Annotated in this window: 16 protein-coding genes; 7 read left to right on the forward strand and 9 right to left on the reverse strand. The window is 67.3% G+C overall.

Translation table 11 applies throughout. The features are described from left to right. Positions 1-2: 2 nt before the first annotated feature. The 3 genes from ACY65G_RS11675 to ACY65G_RS11685 are packed head-to-tail and all read right to left on the reverse strand — an operon-like array spanning position 3 to position 4,352. Positions 3-2,669, reverse strand: a complete 2,667-nt coding sequence (locus tag ACY65G_RS11675) for a bifunctional diguanylate cyclase/phosphodiesterase (RefSeq protein WP_464997514.1) — start codon at positions 2,667-2,669, stop codon at positions 3-5. After that, complete coding sequence (locus tag ACY65G_RS11680) at positions 2,669-3,094, reverse strand: phosphate ABC transporter substrate-binding protein (RefSeq protein ID WP_464997515.1); 426 nt, start codon at positions 3,092-3,094, stop codon at positions 2,669-2,671. The genes ACY65G_RS11675 and ACY65G_RS11680 overlap by 1 nt, the downstream gene beginning before the upstream one ends. Before the next feature lie 13 nt (positions 3,095-3,107). Next, on the reverse strand, positions 3,108-4,352 hold the full coding sequence (locus ACY65G_RS11685; RefSeq protein WP_464997516.1) for a hypothetical protein: 1,245 nt from the start codon (positions 4,350-4,352) through the stop codon (positions 3,108-3,110). A gap of 291 nt (positions 4,353-4,643) precedes the next feature. Here ACY65G_RS11685 and ACY65G_RS11690 point away from each other — a divergent pair, with 291 nt between their 5' ends. Further along, positions 4,644-5,066 (forward strand): NUDIX hydrolase, encoded by a 423-nt coding sequence (locus tag ACY65G_RS11690; RefSeq protein ID WP_464997517.1) that lies wholly within the window; start codon positions 4,644-4,646, stop codon positions 5,064-5,066. A 4-nt stretch (positions 5,067-5,070) separates the two neighbouring features. Here the strand turns inward: ACY65G_RS11690 and ACY65G_RS11695 are convergent, their stop codons facing one another. From ACY65G_RS11695 to ACY65G_RS11705, 3 genes are read right to left on the reverse strand one after another with little or no spacing between them, the layout of a single operon-like run. Further along, positions 5,071-6,615: an FAD-dependent oxidoreductase gene (locus tag ACY65G_RS11695; RefSeq protein ID WP_464997518.1), complete on the reverse strand. Its 1,545-nt coding sequence runs from the start codon at positions 6,613-6,615 to the stop codon at positions 5,071-5,073. A gap of 12 nt (positions 6,616-6,627) precedes the next feature. Continuing rightward, positions 6,628-7,182 (reverse strand): hypothetical protein, encoded by a 555-nt coding sequence (locus ACY65G_RS11700; protein ID WP_464997519.1) that lies wholly within the window; start codon positions 7,180-7,182, stop codon positions 6,628-6,630. A gap of 9 nt (positions 7,183-7,191) precedes the next feature. After that, on the reverse strand, positions 7,192-8,376 hold the full coding sequence (locus ACY65G_RS11705; protein WP_464997520.1) for a zinc-dependent alcohol dehydrogenase: 1,185 nt from the start codon (positions 8,374-8,376) through the stop codon (positions 7,192-7,194). A gap of 131 nt (positions 8,377-8,507) precedes the next feature. On the opposite strand from ACY65G_RS11705, the gene ACY65G_RS11710 reads away from it, so the two are divergent. Continuing rightward, positions 8,508-9,158: a hypothetical protein gene (locus ACY65G_RS11710; RefSeq protein WP_464997521.1), complete on the forward strand. Its 651-nt coding sequence runs from the start codon at positions 8,508-8,510 to the stop codon at positions 9,156-9,158. Between the two features lie 189 nt (positions 9,159-9,347). Here the strand turns inward: ACY65G_RS11710 and ACY65G_RS11715 are convergent, their stop codons facing one another. Continuing rightward, positions 9,348-9,548 (reverse strand): DUF2905 domain-containing protein, encoded by a 201-nt coding sequence (locus tag ACY65G_RS11715; RefSeq protein ID WP_464997522.1) that lies wholly within the window; start codon positions 9,546-9,548, stop codon positions 9,348-9,350. A 71-nt stretch (positions 9,549-9,619) separates the two neighbouring features. After that, positions 9,620-10,786, reverse strand: a complete 1,167-nt coding sequence (locus ACY65G_RS11720; RefSeq protein ID WP_464997523.1) for a 4-hydroxybenzoate 3-monooxygenase — start codon at positions 10,784-10,786, stop codon at positions 9,620-9,622. Positions 10,787-10,911: 125 nt separating this feature from the next. On the opposite strand from ACY65G_RS11720, the gene ACY65G_RS11725 reads away from it, so the two are divergent. Further along, positions 10,912-11,796, forward strand: coding sequence for a helix-turn-helix domain-containing protein (locus ACY65G_RS11725; protein WP_464997524.1), 885 nt, complete (start codon positions 10,912-10,914; stop codon positions 11,794-11,796). Between the two features lie 186 nt (positions 11,797-11,982). Here the strand turns inward: ACY65G_RS11725 and ACY65G_RS11730 are convergent, their stop codons facing one another. Continuing rightward, positions 11,983-12,741, reverse strand: coding sequence for an IclR family transcriptional regulator domain-containing protein (locus tag ACY65G_RS11730; protein ID WP_464997525.1), 759 nt, complete (start codon positions 12,739-12,741; stop codon positions 11,983-11,985). Positions 12,742-12,880: 139 nt separating this feature from the next. Between ACY65G_RS11730 and pcaH the strand changes: the two genes are divergently transcribed. From pcaH to pcaCD, 4 genes are read left to right on the forward strand one after another with little or no spacing between them, the layout of a single operon-like run. Then, the gene (gene pcaH / locus ACY65G_RS11735; RefSeq protein ID WP_464997526.1) at positions 12,881-13,603 is read left to right on the forward strand and encodes a protocatechuate 3,4-dioxygenase subunit beta; all 723 of its coding nucleotides are present in this window, start codon (positions 12,881-12,883) and stop codon (positions 13,601-13,603) included. 10 nt (positions 13,604-13,613) lie between these two features. Then, a complete protein-coding gene (locus ACY65G_RS11740; RefSeq protein ID WP_464997527.1) occupies positions 13,614-14,132 on the forward strand; it encodes a peptidase associated/transthyretin-like domain-containing protein in 519 nt (172 codons plus the stop codon). 19 nt (positions 14,133-14,151) lie between these two features. Next, positions 14,152-15,540 carry a lyase family protein gene (locus ACY65G_RS11745; protein ID WP_464997528.1) on the forward strand — a complete coding sequence of 463 codons (1,389 nt, stop codon included), beginning with the start codon at positions 14,152-14,154 and terminating at the stop codon, positions 15,538-15,540. Then, positions 15,537-16,781 (forward strand): bifunctional 4-carboxymuconolactone decarboxylase/3-oxoadipate enol-lactonase PcaCD, encoded by a 1,245-nt coding sequence (pcaCD, locus tag ACY65G_RS11750; protein ID WP_464997529.1) that lies wholly within the window; start codon positions 15,537-15,539, stop codon positions 16,779-16,781. Before ACY65G_RS11745 ends, pcaCD begins: the two co-directional genes overlap by 4 nt. Positions 16,782-16,787 lie beyond the last annotated feature (6 nt).

Raw genomic sequence — 16,787 nt, forward strand, 5'->3', positions numbered from 1 at the left:
CACTAGGCTGCCGCCGGTTGGCCCGTCAGCATCGCGCCGATATCGTCGGCCGGCACCGGCTTGCTGAACAGGTAGCCCTGCATCTCGTCGCAGCCGTACTGCGTGAGGAATGCCCGCTGCTGCTCGGTTTCCACGCCTTCCGCGATGACCCGCATCTGCAGCTGGTGCGACAGCGAAATGATGGCACGCGCGATCGCCTGGTCATCGGCGCTGTGCGCCAGGTCGCGCACGAACGACTTGTCGATCTTCAGGCGCGAAATCGGGAACGACTTCAGGGCGGCCAGACTCGAGTAGCCGGTGCCGAAATCGTCGATCGACAATGCGATGCCCATGGCCTCGAGTTCGCGCATCTTGTCGACGGCCTGCTGCACGTCGCGCATGATCAGGCTTTCCGTCACTTCCAGCTCGAGCCAGCCCGGTTCGAGGCGCGCTTCCTCCAGCGCCGCGGCCACCCGCGCCACGAGCTGGCGATCGTCGAACTGGCGCGGCGACACGTTCACCGACATGCTGATCGGCGGCAGGCCCGCGTCCTGCCAGCGGCGCGCCTGGCGGCATGCCTCGCGCAGCACCCATTCGCCGATCGCCACGATCATGCCGCTTTCCTCGGCCAGCGGAATGAACAGGTCCGGGCGCACCATGCCCCGCTCCGGGTGCTGCCAGCGGATCAGCGCTTCGACGCCGAACACGCGTCCGCTCGCCAGGTCCACCTTCGGCTGGTAGAGCAAGCGCAGCTGGTTGTCGTCGACCGCGCGGCGCAGCCCCTCCATCAGCGCCAGTTTTTCTTCCAGCGACGCGTTCATCTCGTGCGCGTAGAACTGGCAGTTGTTCTTGCCCAGATCCTTGGCGCGGTACATCGCCGCGTCCGCGTTCATCATCAGCGTATCGCGGTCACGCCCGTCGCGCGGATACACGGCGGCGCCGATCGAGCAGCTGACCTGGACTTCCTGCCCGTCCAGCATCACCGGCCGCACCACGGCGGCCAGGATCTTCTCCAGCAGCACCGCCCGGTCCGCGTCGCCGGCATCGGCCTGCGGCAGCACCAGCACGAATTCATCGCCGCCGAAGCGGCCCACGGTGTCGCTCTTGCGCACGCAGTCGACCATGCGGCCGGCCACCGTCTTGAGCAGCTCGTCGCCGGCCGTGTGGCCCAGCGTATCGTTGACGAGCTTGAAGCTGTCCAGGTCCACGAAGGCCACCATCACCTGCTGCGATTCGCGCTCGGCCAGCAGGATCGACTGTTCGAGGCGGTCGCCGACCAGGCTGCGGTTCGGCAAACCGGTCAGCGCGTCATGGTGCGCCATGTGGAAGATGCGGGCGGCATCGCGCTTGCTTTCGGTAATGTCGCGCAGGATCGCGACCACGCCGCCTTCCACGCCCACGATCTGCCAGTGCATCCACTCGGCCTTGAACTCGGGCATGTCGTTGTGCCACTCCTGCTGGTACACACCACCCTTCACGGTGATGGCGCACAGCCGGTCGAAGACGCCGGCCTCGCGCGCACGGGGCAGCCATTGCAGCAGCGTGTTGTCGCGCATCGCATCCTTGCTGCGGCCGGTGATCTGCTCGGCCCGGGAATTGGCCGAGACGATGCGGAAGTCGATGATGCGCCTGTCCCTGCCCGTTTCCTTGTCCCAGATGGCACGCAGGACAAAAAAGGCGTCGAGGTTGGCCTCCGACGCGGCGGCATAGGTTTCCTGGGCGCGGCGGATGCGGCGGCGCGCCTTCGCGCCCTGCCACGACCACGCCCAGATGAGGGCGATGACGAGGACCAGCACGGCCGACGCCACGCCCGCTTCCCACAGATGGGTGCGGCGCCGCTCTTCGAACGACGCCATCTGTTCTTCCTCGGCGAGTCCCACGGCCACCACCAGCCCATAGGTGCGCAGCATGCGCGTGGCCGTGTAGCGCGGCACGCCATCGAGCACGGATGTCCACGGCTGCACGGCCGGGCGTTCCCAGGCCGCGAGGTCGACAGGCTGGCCCCACGACGTGCGTTCGCCGATGCGCACCGAGCGCATCACCCCGTCGCTGCCGGCGATCGCCAGCAAGCCCTTGTCGCCCTGGCGCGAACGCTCGTAGCCGATGGTGAAGTAGGACGGATCGACTTCGAGGATCACCGCGCCCGCGAACAGGCCGTCCGGGCCGTTGATGCGGCGCGAGAAATGGATGTGCCAGTCCCGGCGGCCGGCATCGCGTGCCGTCGTCGCCACGAACGGCTGGCCGGTGTCGCGCCCGCGATGGATGGAGAAATAACGCTCGTCGGCCACCGTAATCGCGGGGGCCTCCGGGCTGCTGGCGACGATGCGGCCTGTCGCATCGGCGATGCTGACGGCAAACACCACGCCGGGCGGCAGCAGGCCTTCCTGCGCCAGTTCCGGCAGCGCCGCGGTCGGCCCCTTGCGCTCGGCGGCATACTTGACGAGCTTCAGCGTCTGGTCGATGCCGTTCAGGTTGCGCGCCACCTGCGCCTCGTAGGTATCGAGCAGTTCCATCACCGAGTCGCGCGCGGCTTCCTGCGCGGCCACCCGCTCGTTGCCGACGAAGTGGAACGTGGCGGCCCAGATCACGCCCAGCAGCAGGAGCGTGAACAGCGGCAGCGACACATAGGTCTCCAGGCCGAGCCGCAGCCAGCGGTTGCCGCGCGATTCGGGACGGGCAACCGGCGCCATCACCGCACCATCAGGACGGCGCGCACGCTCGGGTCGAGCGCGGAACGCTCGATGTAGCCGATCATGCCGGGGTTGTCGGCGACGAGCTTGCGCACGGCGGCGTTGCCGGCCACTTCGCGCGGCGGCTGGCCACGGCCGGTGAAGATCAATTTTGTCCAGTAGGCCTTCATGAGCGCCGGCGACCGGCGCGCCACCTTGCCGTAGAACTCGTCGCGCACGATGGTGCCGGCCTGCTGGTCGACCGCGACCGCCTCGCTGCCATCCGGGAAACGGTTGGCTTCGGACAGGAAGATGTCGGCCACATGCTCGGCGCTCAGCGCCGTGACCGGGGTGCGCGCCGAGACGATGACCACCAGGTCGGCGGCACCGGCGTTGCCGATGGCCAGGGCGGCTGCCAGCGCACAGAGGAGTTTTCGATTCAACATGTTCGCCCCCCGCTCAGAAGACGAAATCGACGCTGGCGCTGACGACGCCGAACGCACGGCCCGGGCGGTAACCGGGCTGCACGTTGATCAGCGTGCCCTCGGTGCCGGCCCGCGGGCGCACCCGGTCGACCTGCATCTTGAACGCGTAATTCGGTGCGAAGTCCCAGCGCACGCCGATGCTGGCGGTGTCCTGCGCGGCGATCCGGCGCAAGCGGTAATTCAGTTCGCTGTTCAGCATGCCGGCCATCGCCGCCGCCTGCGGCGGCAGGCCAGCGGTTGGCAACCCCGCCACCTCCGTGGCCATGTTGGCATCGACACGTGCGTAGGTCGCGTACGGGGCGATATTGTCGAAGCGGTAGCCGCCCGACAGGTAACCGGCGGTCTGGTCGCCCAGCAGCGAGCGGGTATCGATGCGCGCGATCTCGCCCATCAGGAACCAGTTGCCCGGATCGTAGTTGAAGCCGGCGCCGAACACGCGAACGTTGCGCTTTGTAATGTCGTAGCGGTCCGCCAGCGCCTGACCCGGCGGCCCGAAGGCCCGGAACGCATCGAAGAATTCCTGGGCGCCCTGCACTTCCAGCATCGAACGGGCAACCGTGGCACGCAGCGTCAGGGCCCCCGAGGTGGCATTGTGCGTGATGCCGAAGACATTATCGGTCTCGCCACGGACTTCGGGGTTCATCTGCACGGACATCCCGCCTACCGACACCTGCGTTTCGTGCTTGAACCCCGCCGCGTTCCACCGGTAGCTCGCATCGATCCCGTCGCTGTTCGAGATCGGCATCAGGCCGTACAGCTCGACAGGCGTGCGCAGCCACGGCAGCGCATAGCTGGCCTTGCGATAGTCGGCGGCCAGGAACAGCGGCAGCGCGATGCGGCCGGCGCGGATCGACAGTTCGGGCGTGACCTGGAACTTCACGTTGGCCCAGTTGAGGGTCGGTCTGAACGAATTGTCGACGGTTTTTTCATGCACCACCTGCACGACCGCGGACCAGCGCTTGTCGAACTGCACGCCCAACTGGGCGCCGACACGGCTGTCAACGTCGAATGCCCATGCCTTGCCCAGGCCCGCCTGGCCCGGCGAGATCGGGCTGGCCGTATAGTTGGCCTGGCGTTCCGTGGAATGCACCGCGGAGAGCGTGCCGAAGCCGCCGAACGTCCACTGGACCTCGGCCTGGGCGGCAGGATGCGCGCACGCGATGGCAGAGGCCAGCGCGGCCATGCGCACCGCACCGCGGCAGCGCGGAACGTGAAGCATCGGAATCGTGTTTGCTGGGAGCATGGACAGCTACGCGCCCCAAGGGCGCCCGGTTGATGACGAAAAGTAACCGGCCGGGAATCGAACAGGGCGTCGATACGCCGGCGGAACGGCTTGCGTCATGCGGCTCGGTGCCGGCGACGCGTGGCGGTACGGGGACGAGGAACCGCGCGAACTCCTACTTTATCGCAAGGAATAATGCCTGTCGATAAGTTTCCTTGTGGAACCACGGATAATCCCCAATGCAACGCCCAAATACAACAGTAAAATAAGTGTTTCGACAAGAAAGGAATGCGATTGGATACGTCTTGCGGCACCCTGATCGTCGATGCGGCAGGTCGCCTGCTGCTCTGCCATGTGACCGGTACGAAGCACTGGGACATTCCGAAAGGCGTGCGCGATGCCGGCGAATCCCCACTGCAGGCGGCGCGCCGCGAACTGTTCGAGGAAGCGGGCCTGGCGATCGATCCCGGCCGCTTCACCGATCTCGGCGAATTCGACTACCGCCGCGACAAGCGGCTGCACCTGTTCCGCGTGGATGCCGGCGCCGAACTGTGCACGCTCGACCACCTCGCCTGCACCAGCTTCTTTGCGCACCACGTGACCGGCGAACCGACGCCGGAAGCGGATGCGTTCCGCTGGGCCACGCGCGACGAGGTGCGCACGCTGTGCTGGCCCAGGATGGCCCAGCGCCTGCTGTCGCTGGACTGGTAGCCGGTCAGCTGTTCTGCGTATCGGGTCCCGCCGGCGCCAGCGGCGCGTTCGACGGGCCGTGCAGCACCTGCCCCGCAATGTCGAAACGGGAACCGTGGCACGGGCAATCCCAGGACTTCTCGGCCTTGTTCCAGTGCACCGCGCACCCCATGTGCGGGCAGGCGGCGGACAGGAACGTGAGCTTGCCATCGTCGGCGCGGTGCACGGCCAGCAGCTTGAGGCCATCGCGGATCAGCGCGCCTTCGCCGGGCGGGATGCGGTCCGGCGAACCCACTTCCCCGCCCTGCAGCCAGTCCGTGTACTGGGCCAGCACGTTGGCCTGCTCCTTTGTGAATTCGCCGAGGCCGTGCAGCGGCATGCGGCCCGGATCAAACAGCGACACCCACGGGTTGGTGCGGCCCGCGACCAGGTCGGTCACGAGCATGGCGCCGGCCGTGCAATGCGTCATGCCGTTGCCGGAATCGCCGGTGATGACGAACACGTTGCCGCGGTCGGCCGGGTTGCGGCCCAGGTACGCCACGCCGTCGGCCGGCTCCATCACCTCGCCGGACCAGCGGTACATGGTTTCCTGCGCCTGCGGGAAGCGCTCGCGCGTCCAGGCCTCGATCGCGTCCCAGCGATGCTGCGGCGCGCCTTCCTGGCCCGTCTTGTGGTCCTGTCCGCCGACCACGAGGATGTCGTACGGCCGCGGCGCATCGCGCTGGTCGTCCAGCCGCACGTAGTAATACGGGTCGCCCGTGTCCCACAGCAGGAATGGCGCGACCGACCCGCGCGGCACCTTCAGGCCGACGACATAGCTGTGGTACGGCGCCACCTTCGTGTGCAGCACGAAGCGGTTGTTGAACGGCGTGTTGGTGGCCACTACCACGGCCGATGCCCGCACGGTGCCCTTTTCCGTCACCACGTCATTGCCTTCGATGTCGTTGGCGTTCACGTCGCGCGCCCGCGTGTCGCCGTGGATGCGCCCGCCGAGCCGTTCGATGGCGCGCACCAGCCCCGCCAGGTATTTCACCGGGTGGAACTGCGCCTGGTGGTGAAAGCACAGTGCCGGGCCCGTGTCCCATGCAAGGCCCGGCACGCGCGGCAGGCGCGTGGTGGCAACGCCCAGGCGCTGCGTGCACGCGAATTCGCGGTCGATGATGTCGACGCCGCCGGCCGCGGCCGGCACCAGGTAGCCATCGAGCCGGCGGAAATCGCACGCGATACGCTCGGCAGCCACGATCGATTCCACCAGCGCCGTGGCGCGCTCGTAGCTGTCGCGCAGCTGGGCGGCGCGCACTTCGCCGAAGCGCCTGGCGATTTCAAAGTAGCGCTCGTCCGGCGGGAAGAAGTGCGCCGTGGTGCGGCCCGTCTCGCCCGCGCCGGGCTGCAGCGCTTCGACGAGCACGACGGACTTGCCCTCCTTGAGCAGCAGGTAGGCCGACGTGAGCCCGGCGATGCCGCCGCCGACCACGCACACATCGGCCGCCGTGTCGCCATCGAGGGCCGCGAACGACGGCACCCGGGCGGTGTCCGTCCACAACGACACCGACGCGGCGTTCGAGCGCATGGCAGCGTTCGTTCAGCGGCGGGCGTTGCGGCGCTGGTACAGGTAGCAGGCGATGCCGGCCACCGCCGCGCCGATGGCCACCTTCTGCGCCAGCCCGCGCTTGTTGTGCTGCCACTCGGCCTTGATGCCCATCTCGCCGAGGATGTTCGGCACGTGGCCGCGCGCCAGGTCTTCCACCAGGCCCTCGACCACGTCGATGCGGTCGGCCAGCATCAGCATCAGCCAGTGGCGGATGTCGTTTTCCGTTTCCTTGAATGCGGCGCGGCGCACCATGCCGGACACGCCGCGCGGCGGGTTCGGGCTGCCGAACAGCGGCGTCATGTGCGGGCGCTCGGGCGAGACCAGCACCTCCACATGCTGCGGCTGCTGTTCCGGCTGCGCCAGTGGCGCGTCGATGCGGGGCGGCGTGCGCTCCATCGGCACGCCGGGGCGGTTCTTGCGGTCCAGGTCGGCGCCCCAGCCCTGGATCGCCGAGCGGTCCACGGGTGGGCGGCCGTGCTGAAAGACAGCGAGGTCATGGTTGTGATTGCACGTTTCGTCATGCTTGTGTTCGGTGTCGTGGGCCATGGCTCCTCCTCAATGGTTCGCGGTGGACGCCACGGCGCGCACCTGGTTCGCCGACGGCGGGATCAGCACCGTCTTGATGCAGTTGTCCAGCTTGGACGAGAAGATGTGATAGGCATCCGATACTTCCTCGAGCGGCACGCGGTGCGTGATGATCTGCTTCGGGTCGATGCGGCCCGCCTGGATATGCTCGATCAGCCGCGGCAGGTGGCGCTTCACGCTGGCCTGGTTCATGCGCAGGGTCAGACCCTTGTTCAGCGCATTGCCGATCGGGATCGCATTGAACGTGGGGCCGTACACGCCCACGATCGACACGTTGCCGCCCTTGCGCACCGAGTTGATGCACCAGTGCAGCGCGGTGGCCGAGCCGGCCTGCATCATCAAGTGGACGCCGGTGATCGTCTGCGCGGCGCTGCCGGCCGCCTCGCAGCCGACGGCATCGATGCACACGTCGGCGCCCAGCCAGTCCGTCATCTTCTTGATGTGCAGTGCCATGTCGTCCACTTCGCGGAAATTGACGACCTCGCACTGCGCATAGCGCCGCACGAAGTCGAGCCGGTAATCGACGTGGTCGACGACGATCACGCGCCCCGCGCCGAACAGCCATGCCGACTTGGCGGCGAAGATACCCACGGGCCCGGCGCCGAACACGACGACCGTGTCGCCTTCCGAGATATCGCCCATCTCGGCGGCCTGGTAGCCGGTCGGCAGCGCGTCGGTCAGCAGTACCGCGTCATCCTCGTCCATGTCGGCCGGGATCACCGTCGGGCCGACGTCGGCCATCGGCACGCGCACGAACTCGGCCTGGCCGCCGTCGAAGCCGCCCGCCGTGTGCGAATAGCCATAGATGCCGCCCACCGCCGTGGCCTGCGGGTTCGTGTTGTGGCAATTGCCGTACAGCTCCTTCTGGCAAAAGAAGCATGAACCGCAAAACACGTTGAACGGCACCAGCACATGGTCGCCGACCTTCAGCTTCGTGACCTGCGAGCCCACCTCCTCGACGATGCCGACGAACTCGTGGCCGAAAGTGGTGCCGACGCGCGTGTCCGGCACCAGGCCGTGGTAGAGGTGAAGATCGGAACCGCAGATGCAGGAACGGGTGACGCGCACGATGGCGTCGCCGGGGTGTTCGATGACGGGATCGGATTTCTGTTCGGCGCGGACACGGAAGGGTCCACGGTAATTCATCGCCAGCATGGTTTCTCCTGTTGTTGTTGGGCTGCGGCGCCCCGCGACAGGGCGCCGGCATGCCATTGCGTAGATCGCGCGCCATCGCCATCGCCTGCCCAAAGGCTGAGCAAGCCGGGTGCACGCAAAAGAAGCCGCCCATGGGCGGCTGGGGTAGCACCGGTCAGCGGGTCGGCAGCGGCGGCGTGGTCGTGCCGGAGGTACCCGATCCGGAGGTGCCGGTGGTGCCGGTACCGGTGGAGCCGGCACCGGTCGAGCCGGCGCCCGAACGCGTCATGCCCGTGCCGGACGTGCCCGAAGAGGCGCCGGTGGCGCTGCTGCCCGACGTGCCTGACGTGGACGAGCCGCTGCTGTCCATCGAGGAGGAGCCGCTCGCGCCCGACGTGGACGAGCCACTGGTCGAGGCCGGCGGCGTGCTGTTCATGCCCGCCGTACCGCTGGCACCGCGCCACGTATCCGTGCCGCTGGTGGTGCTGCTGCCGGTCGAGCCGCTGCTGCCCGAGCTGCCGCTGCTGGAGCCGCTTCCCGTGCCCATCTGGGTTGATTGCGAGCCGGCCGTGCCGCTGGCGCCGGACGTGGTGGTGTCCTGGCTACCGGAGCTGTGCTGCTTGGATTTGCTGGACTTGTGTTTCTTGGTATCGCTCGACTTCTGCTGGTCCGCGCCCGTTCCGGTGGATGAGCTGGTCGACTGTGCCGCAACGCCAGCGCTGACGAACATGGCTGCAAGGATTACCGCGAGTTTGCTCTTCATGTCATTCTCCTTTTGCTTGGGGGTGCATACGGTGAATTGACATTCTGGCACCTTACCGTGTCGCGCTACGTAGGAGAACATGCCGTGCAACAGTCGGAACCGCCCCAAGCAAAATGCAATATTTCCAGCGCTTATCACTAGCCTGAAACCGGTGAAAAACGGGTGACAGACACCCGTTCTTTTGCAACACCTGTTCCAGCAAAACCGGTGTCTGTCACCGGTTTTCGGGTCAGCGGCGGAACCACCAGACGAGCAATGAGATCACGATCGACACGACGATGCAGGTGACGATCGGGAAGTGCAGGCTGAAGCCTTCGCGCACCACGTTGACGTCGCCGGGCAGCCGGCCCAGGGGCAGCTTGCTCAACCAGGGCCAGGCGAGGCCGGCCAGCAGCAGGATGGCACCGAGAATGATCAGCAGCTGTCGCATCGGGGAGCGGGAGTGTTCGTGGACGGTATGGCCAGTGTAGCGCGCCGCCGGCCCGGGCGGCGCGCCGTCGCTCAGAACGCCCCGACGTAGTTTTCCGCCAGCGCCTGCGCCAGCGCCCGCGAACCCACCACGTTCTCCAGTTCCGCGCGCTGCATCTCGCGTTCGAACGGCGTGGCTTCGGCGAACGTATGCAGCATCCGCGTCATCCACCAGGAGAAGTATTCGGCGCGCCAGATGCGCTTGAGCGCGCGCTCGCCGTACCCGTCCAGCAGAGCGCTGTCGCCCCGTTTGTAGAACATGTCCAGGCCCTCGGCCAGGAACTTGACGTCGGACACGGCCAGGTTCATGCCCTTCGCGCCCGTCGGCGGCACGATGTGCGACGCATCCCCGGCCAGGAACAGGCGGTTGTGCCGCATCGTCGTGCAGACGAAGCTGCGCATGCCGATGATGCCTTTCTGGAAGATGCGGCCTTCGTTTACCTTCCAGCCATCGCTCGTTTCCACGCGGGCGTGCAGCTCCGCCCAGATCCGGTCGTCCGACCAGTTGTCCACGTGGTCCGCCGGATCGCACTGGAAGTACAGCCGTTGCACCTCGGGCGTGCGCGTGGAGATCAGCGCGAAGCCCCGCTCGTGCTGCGCATAGATCAGTTCCTCGGACGACGGCGCCGATTCGACCAGGATGCCGAACCAGCCGAACGGATACGTGCGCTGGAATTCGGTGCGCGCCGCATCCGGCAGCGTCTTGCGGGAGACGCCGTGGAAGCCATCGCAGCCGATGACGAAATCGGCATCGATGCGGCCACGCTCGCCGCGATGGGTGAACGATACCGATGGCGCCGTGCCGTCGATGCCGTCGATGGCCACGTCCGACACCTCGAACAGGATCTGCCCTTCCGCGGCGAGCCGGGCGGCGACGAGATCCTTGATCACTTCGTGCTGTGGATAGACCGTGATCGCCTTGCCCGTCAGTTCGGTCAGGTCGATGCGGTGGCGGCGGCCGCCGAACGCCAGTTCGATGCCGTGGTGGAGTGCGCCGAGTTCGCGCATCCGCTGGCCGACGCCGGCATTGTTGAGGATGTCCATCGTGCCCTGTTCGAGCACGCCGGCGCGGATCGTCGATTCGATCTCCTCGCGGCTGCGGCTCTCGAGCACGACCGATTCGATGCCCTGCAGGTGCAGGAGGTGGGACAGCAGCAGGCCCGCGGGGCCGGCGCCGATGATGGCTGCCTGGGTACGCATGATGAGTCTCCGTCTGGTATTAATTTGAGTACGTGAACGGATCGTAATGCCGCTGTCACAATAAAAAAATGGATGAAGCGCGCAATTACTTGTACTATTTTGCAAAGCTGATGTCCAGGACACCCATGAGAGCGCTGCCAAACGAGATCCCCCAGTTCGCGCTGTATGGCGACAATACGCCGATCGACAATGCCGAGTTCGTGCACATCGAGCTGATCGAAACGCGTAGCCGGCTGCACGACTGGCACATCGGGCCGCACACGCATCGCGCCCTGTTCCAGGTACTGTTCCTGATGTCCGGCCACGTCAGCGCGCAGGTGCAAACCATGCTGTGGAAATGCGACGGCCCGACCGTCATCACAATCCACCCGAGCGTCGTGCACGCGTTTGATTTTTCCGAGGGAGCGCAGGGCTATGTGCTGACGATGGACCAGAACGTGGTGCTGTCGGTGGACCTGTTCGCGCCGCTGTTCCTGCGCCCGCAGGCAATGCGGCTGCACGAGAATCCCGTCGTGCAGGACCGCCTCGCCGCGCTGCTGCACCAGCTGATGCAGGAGGCGGCTGGGCCCCGCTATGGGCAGGCGCTGATGGTCGAGTGGCTGGCCCGCAGCGTGCTGCTGCTGCTGGTGCGGCTGGAAACGGAGCGGCGCATGGCCGACCAGTCGGGCCATGTGGAATTCGAACTGTTCAGCCGCTTCCGCGCGCTCGTGGAAGAACATTTCCGCGAGCAGTGGCTCGTGGGCCGCTATGCCGACGAGCTGCGAGTGACGGCCGTGCGCCTGAACCGGCTGTGCATGAAGTTGGCCGGCAAGTCCGCCTTCGAGATGGCGCAGGACCGGCTCATGCTCGAAGCCTGCCGCAAGCTCACCTACGTGCCCGCGTCGGTGGCCAGCATCGGCTACGAGCTGGGCTTCCAGGACCCGGCCTATTTCAGCCGGCTGTTCCGCAAACGCATCGGCATGACGCCGAAGCAGTATCGCGAACAGTCGCGCAACGGCACGGCCATGTAGACCTCATGCAGCAAAGCAAAACTGGGGACGTACCCTGGTTTCCAGGCAACAAAACTGGGAACGTACCGGATCGCCGGACCGCTGGTTTCCAGGCAACATAATCTGCATGCCCGCAGCCAGACGTGAAAACCGCCGGCCATCGTTCAGCATGTTTCCGATAAACAGGGGTACGTCCCCAGTTTTTGCCTACAGCAATGCCGACAGCTCGGCCTGGATTTTGACCATGGCCGGCAGGCAGCGCTCCACCATGGCGTCGAGCGGCATTCTTCCTTCGTGCACGCTGACATTCAGCGCGGCCACGATCTCGCCGCGGAAGTTGCGCAGCGGGACGGCAATGGCCCGCAGCCCGAGCTCCAGTTCCTGGTCGACGACGGCATAGCCCTGCTCCCGTGCCCGCGCGATTTCCAGCGCGAGCCGCTCGTGGTGCACGATCGTGTGCGCCGTGATCCGCTCGGGCTCCACGGTGCACAGGTAGCGCTCCACCGCATCCGGCGCCAGATGGGCCAGCAGCACGCGGCCGTTCGCCGTGCAGTAGGCCGGCACCCGCGTGCCCGGCTGCAAGGTCGTCGACACGAGCCGTCCCGCGCTGACGGCGGCCACGCACACGAGTTCGAGGTCGTCCAGTACGCCGCACGACGCGGCCTCGCCCAACGAATAGGCGAGCCGGTACAACAGCGGCTGCGCGATGCGCGGCAGCCGCGCCGAATGCAGGTACGACTGCCCCAGCCGCAGCACGGCCGGCGTCAGCGAAAAGAGCTTGTTGTCGTGCCGCATATAGCCCAGGTGCGTCAGCGTGATCAGGTAGCGCCGCGCCGCTGCGCGCGTAAGCCCCGTGCGTTCGGCCACCTCTGCGATCGTCAGCCGTGCGCGCTCCTGGTCGAACGCCTCGATGACCTGCAAGCCCTTTTCCAGGCCCGCAACGAGGTCGCGTGGATGAGGCATCATCGGGTCCATCAGAAATCCCTTATTTTGTGCGAGTATCGCACAAAGTGTGCGCATTGCGGATACGTCTCGACATGGGGCCGTTGAAGAGAAGGATGACAAGCGCCTAACATGGCTGCATCCGACATCCACAACGCATCACATGGCGCACTGCGCACGAGGAGACCCAGTGAAATTCGATTCCGTCCCATCCGGCGTGTATCCGGAACTCGTCTATCCAGAGTACAAATCCACCGTCAGGCGCGGGCCGTTGCAACCACTGCTGCGCCTCGATGCCGCGCTGCCCGTGACCGACAACATCGCAACGTCCAGTCTGGTCCTGCCGGGCGAGATCGACCTGACCCGGCCGGAAGGCTGCGCCGGCGAAGCGATCGGCGAACGCATCGTCGTGACCGGCCGCGTGACGGATGAAGACGGCAAGCCCGTGCGCAATTCGCTCGTCGAAGTGTGGCAATGCAACGCGGCCGGCCGCTATCGCCACAAGAAGGACCAGCACAACGCGCCGCTCGACCCGAATTTCAACGGCTGGGGCAAGATGCTGACGGACGACGAGGGCCGCTACCGCTTCGTGACGGTGCGCCCCGGCCCCTACCCTTGGGGCAACCATCACAAGGCGTTCCGTCCGGCGCATATCCACTTCTCGCTGTTCGGCAACGTGTATGCGCAGCGTCTCGTCACGCAGATGTATTTCCCGAACGACCCGCTGTTCGACTACGATCCGATCTTCAACAGCGTGCCCGATGCCGCCGCGCGCCAGCGCCTCGTTTCCCGCTTCAGCATCGAGGAAACGATGCACGAGCACCTGCTCGGCTATGAATTCGACATCGTCCTGCGCGGACGCGACGCTACCCCGATGGGCCTGTAAGGAGACCGACATGACCAAGCCAGCAAGCAGCATCACCACCTCGCAAACCATCGGCCCGTTCTCGCATGAAGCGTGGCAATGGGCCGTCGACGCCACCGCGAATGTCGAAACCGCCGCCCCCACCGTCATCGTGCGTGGCGTGATCCACGACGGCGACGGCGCGCCGATCAACGATGCGCAGCTCGAGGCATGGAACCCGCACGCGGTGGCCGCCGAGGCGCAGCACGCGATCCCGGGCTTCCGCCGCATCCCCAGCGGAGCCGAGGGCGAGTTCCAGTTCCGCCTGTCCCGCCCCGCCGACGCGCCGGCCGATGCGCCTGCCGCCTTCGTCACCATCTTCGCGCGCGGGCTCGTGAAGCACCAGTTCACCGCCGTGTTCCTGGACGACGCCCCGGCGTCGCCGCTGCTGGCGCAGGTGCCGGAAGCGCGCCGCGACACGCTGCTGGCGCGCCGCCAGCCGGACGGCAGCTACCGCTGGGACATCCACATGCAGGGCGACGCCGAAACCGTCTTCTTCGACTACACGTGAAGAAGGGGAGAAGAAACGCATGAGCGTATCGATCTTCGACAGCTTCCTCACGACGACCGAGATGATCGCGGCGTTCGACGACGCCGCGATCGTGCAGGGCATGTTCCGCTTCGAGCAGGGCCTGGCCGCGGCGCAGGCGGCCGAAGGGCTGGTGCCGGCGGCGGCGGCGAGAGCCATCGCCGGCGTCTGCAATGCGCAGCTGTATGACATCCCGGCGCTGATCGCGGCCAGCCGCCGCGCCGGCAGCCTGGCCATCCCGCTGGTCAAGGAACTCACGAAAACGGTCGCGCTGTACGACAAGGACAGCGCCGCCTTCGTCCATTGGGGCAGCACCAGCCAGGACGTGGTCGACACGGCCCTCGTGCTGGCCACGCGCGAAGCACTGAAACTGGTCGATGCGGGACTGGCGCAGCTCACGGCCACCCTGCTCTCCCTGGCCGAAGCGCACATCGACACGCCCGTGCTGGCGCGCACGCTGATGCAGCCGGCGCAGGTGACGAGCCTCGGCTGGAAGATGCTGGGCTGGACCGCGCCGCTGCTGCGTGCCCGCGAACGACTGCGCGACGCGGCCGGCCGCGCGCTGCGCCTGCAGCTGGGCGGCGCCGTCGGCACGCTGGCCGTGATGGGCGAAGCCGGCGAAGCGGTGGCGCGCCGGCTGGCGGACGACCTGGGCCTGGCAGTGGCCGACGCGCCATGGCACACGCAGCGCGACGAATGGGTGCGCCTGGGCCTGGAAGTGGCCGTCATGACGGGCAGCCTGGGCAAGATCGCCACCGACCTGTCGCTGATGGCGCAGGGCGAAATCGGCGAACTGGCCGAACCGTCGGGCAATGGCCGCGGCGGATCGTCGGCCATGCCGCACAAGCGCAATCCGGTCTCGGCGATGATCGCGCTCGCCGCCGCCGGCCGCACGCCGCAGCATGCCGCGTCGCTGCTGGCCACGATGGGGCAGCAGCACGAGCGCGGGCTGGGCAACTGGCAGGCCGAGCTGGCCGAATGGCCGCCGCTGTTCATCAGCGCGCATGGCGCCCTGCAGGCGCTGAACGACGCGTTCGGCGCCCTCACGGTCGACACGGGCCGCATGCGCCGCAACATCGATGCGCTGCAAGGCCTGATCTTCGCCGAAGCCCTGTCGATCGGGCTGGCCGACACCATCGGCCGCCCTGCTGCCCACGCATTCGTCGAAGGGCTCACGCGCCGCGCGGTGTCCGAAGGCCGCCACCTGGCCGACCTGCTGCCGGAAGCGGTGTCCTCCAGCGACGCGCTGCGCGGCCGCTGCGACGTTCCAGCCCTGCAGGCGCTGTTCGATCCGGTGGCCGCCGCATCTTCCGCGCGCCGGCTCGCCGCGCGCGAGCTGGTTCGCCTTCGCGCACAAGCCGCTTCACTCAACACGGAATCCAACCGATGACCCACGATCCTTTCGACCACGACTTCGAACGCGGCCTGCAGAACCGCCGCACCATCCTCGGCGACGAATGGGTGGACCGTTCGCTGAGCAACGCCAACGCGTTCAATGCCGACTTCCAGAACCTGATCACGCGCTTCGCGTGGAACGAGATCTGGGGCCGCCCCGGCCTGGAGTACAAGACGCGCCGCGCCATCGTGCTGTCGATCACGATCGCGCTGGGGCGGTGGGAAGAATTCGAATTGCACGTGCGCGCCGCGCTGCGCGCCGGCGCCGAAGGCGGCATGAGCCCGGACGAACTGAAGGAAGTGCTGATGCAGTCCGCCATCTACGCCGGCGTGCCGGCCGCGAATACCGCGTTCGCGCACACGCAGCAGATCCTGCGCGAGATGGGCCATGCGCTCGCGGCCACGCAGCCGGGCACCGTGCCGCATCCCGGCGTCGGCAGCGAACGGCGTACCGCCAGCCGCCCTGCCCTGCACTACACCATCCGCGAGCCGCGCAACGGCCAGGCGCCGCGCCGGACCATCGTGCTGAGCCACGCGCTGGGCATGGACCTGTCGATGTGGGATGGCCTGGGCAGCCTGCTGGCGGAGGATTGCCGCGTGATCGCCTACGACCACCGGGGCCACGGCGGGTCCGAAGCGCCGGAAGGCGCGTACGGCATGGCCGCGCTGGCCGACGACGCCGCCCGCCTGCTGCTGGAACTGGGCACCGGGCCGGTCACGTGGATCGGGCTGTCGATGGGCGGCATGGTGGGCCAGGAACTGGCGCTGCGCCATCCGGCGCTGGTGGAAGCGCTCGTCATCGCCAACTCCTCGTCCGGCTATCCGGAAGCGGCGCGGGAAGGATGGAAGCAACGGATCGCCACCGTGCGCGAACAGGGCATCGAAGCGATCGCCGACACCGTGATGGGCCGCTACTTCCACGAAGCGTTCCGCGCCACGCACGGCGGCACCGTCGCACGCTGGCGGCGCCGGCTCACCAGCACCGACCCGATCGGCTACGTGGGTTGCTGCCATGCGGTCGGCAACGTCGACACGACCGCCCGGCTTTCCGCCATCGCGGTGCCCGTGCTGGTCATCGCCGGCGAACTCGACCAGGGCGCGCCGGTGGCCATGTCGCAAACCATCGCCGACGCGATCCCCGGCGCGCAGTTGATCGTGCTGCCCGACGCGTCGCATATCGCCGCCATCGAACAACCCGCCGCCTTCGCCCGCGCCGTCCAGGCTTTCCTGGCATAAAAACTG

The sequence above is a fragment of the Pseudoduganella sp. jia 12 genome, assembly GCF_055502675.1.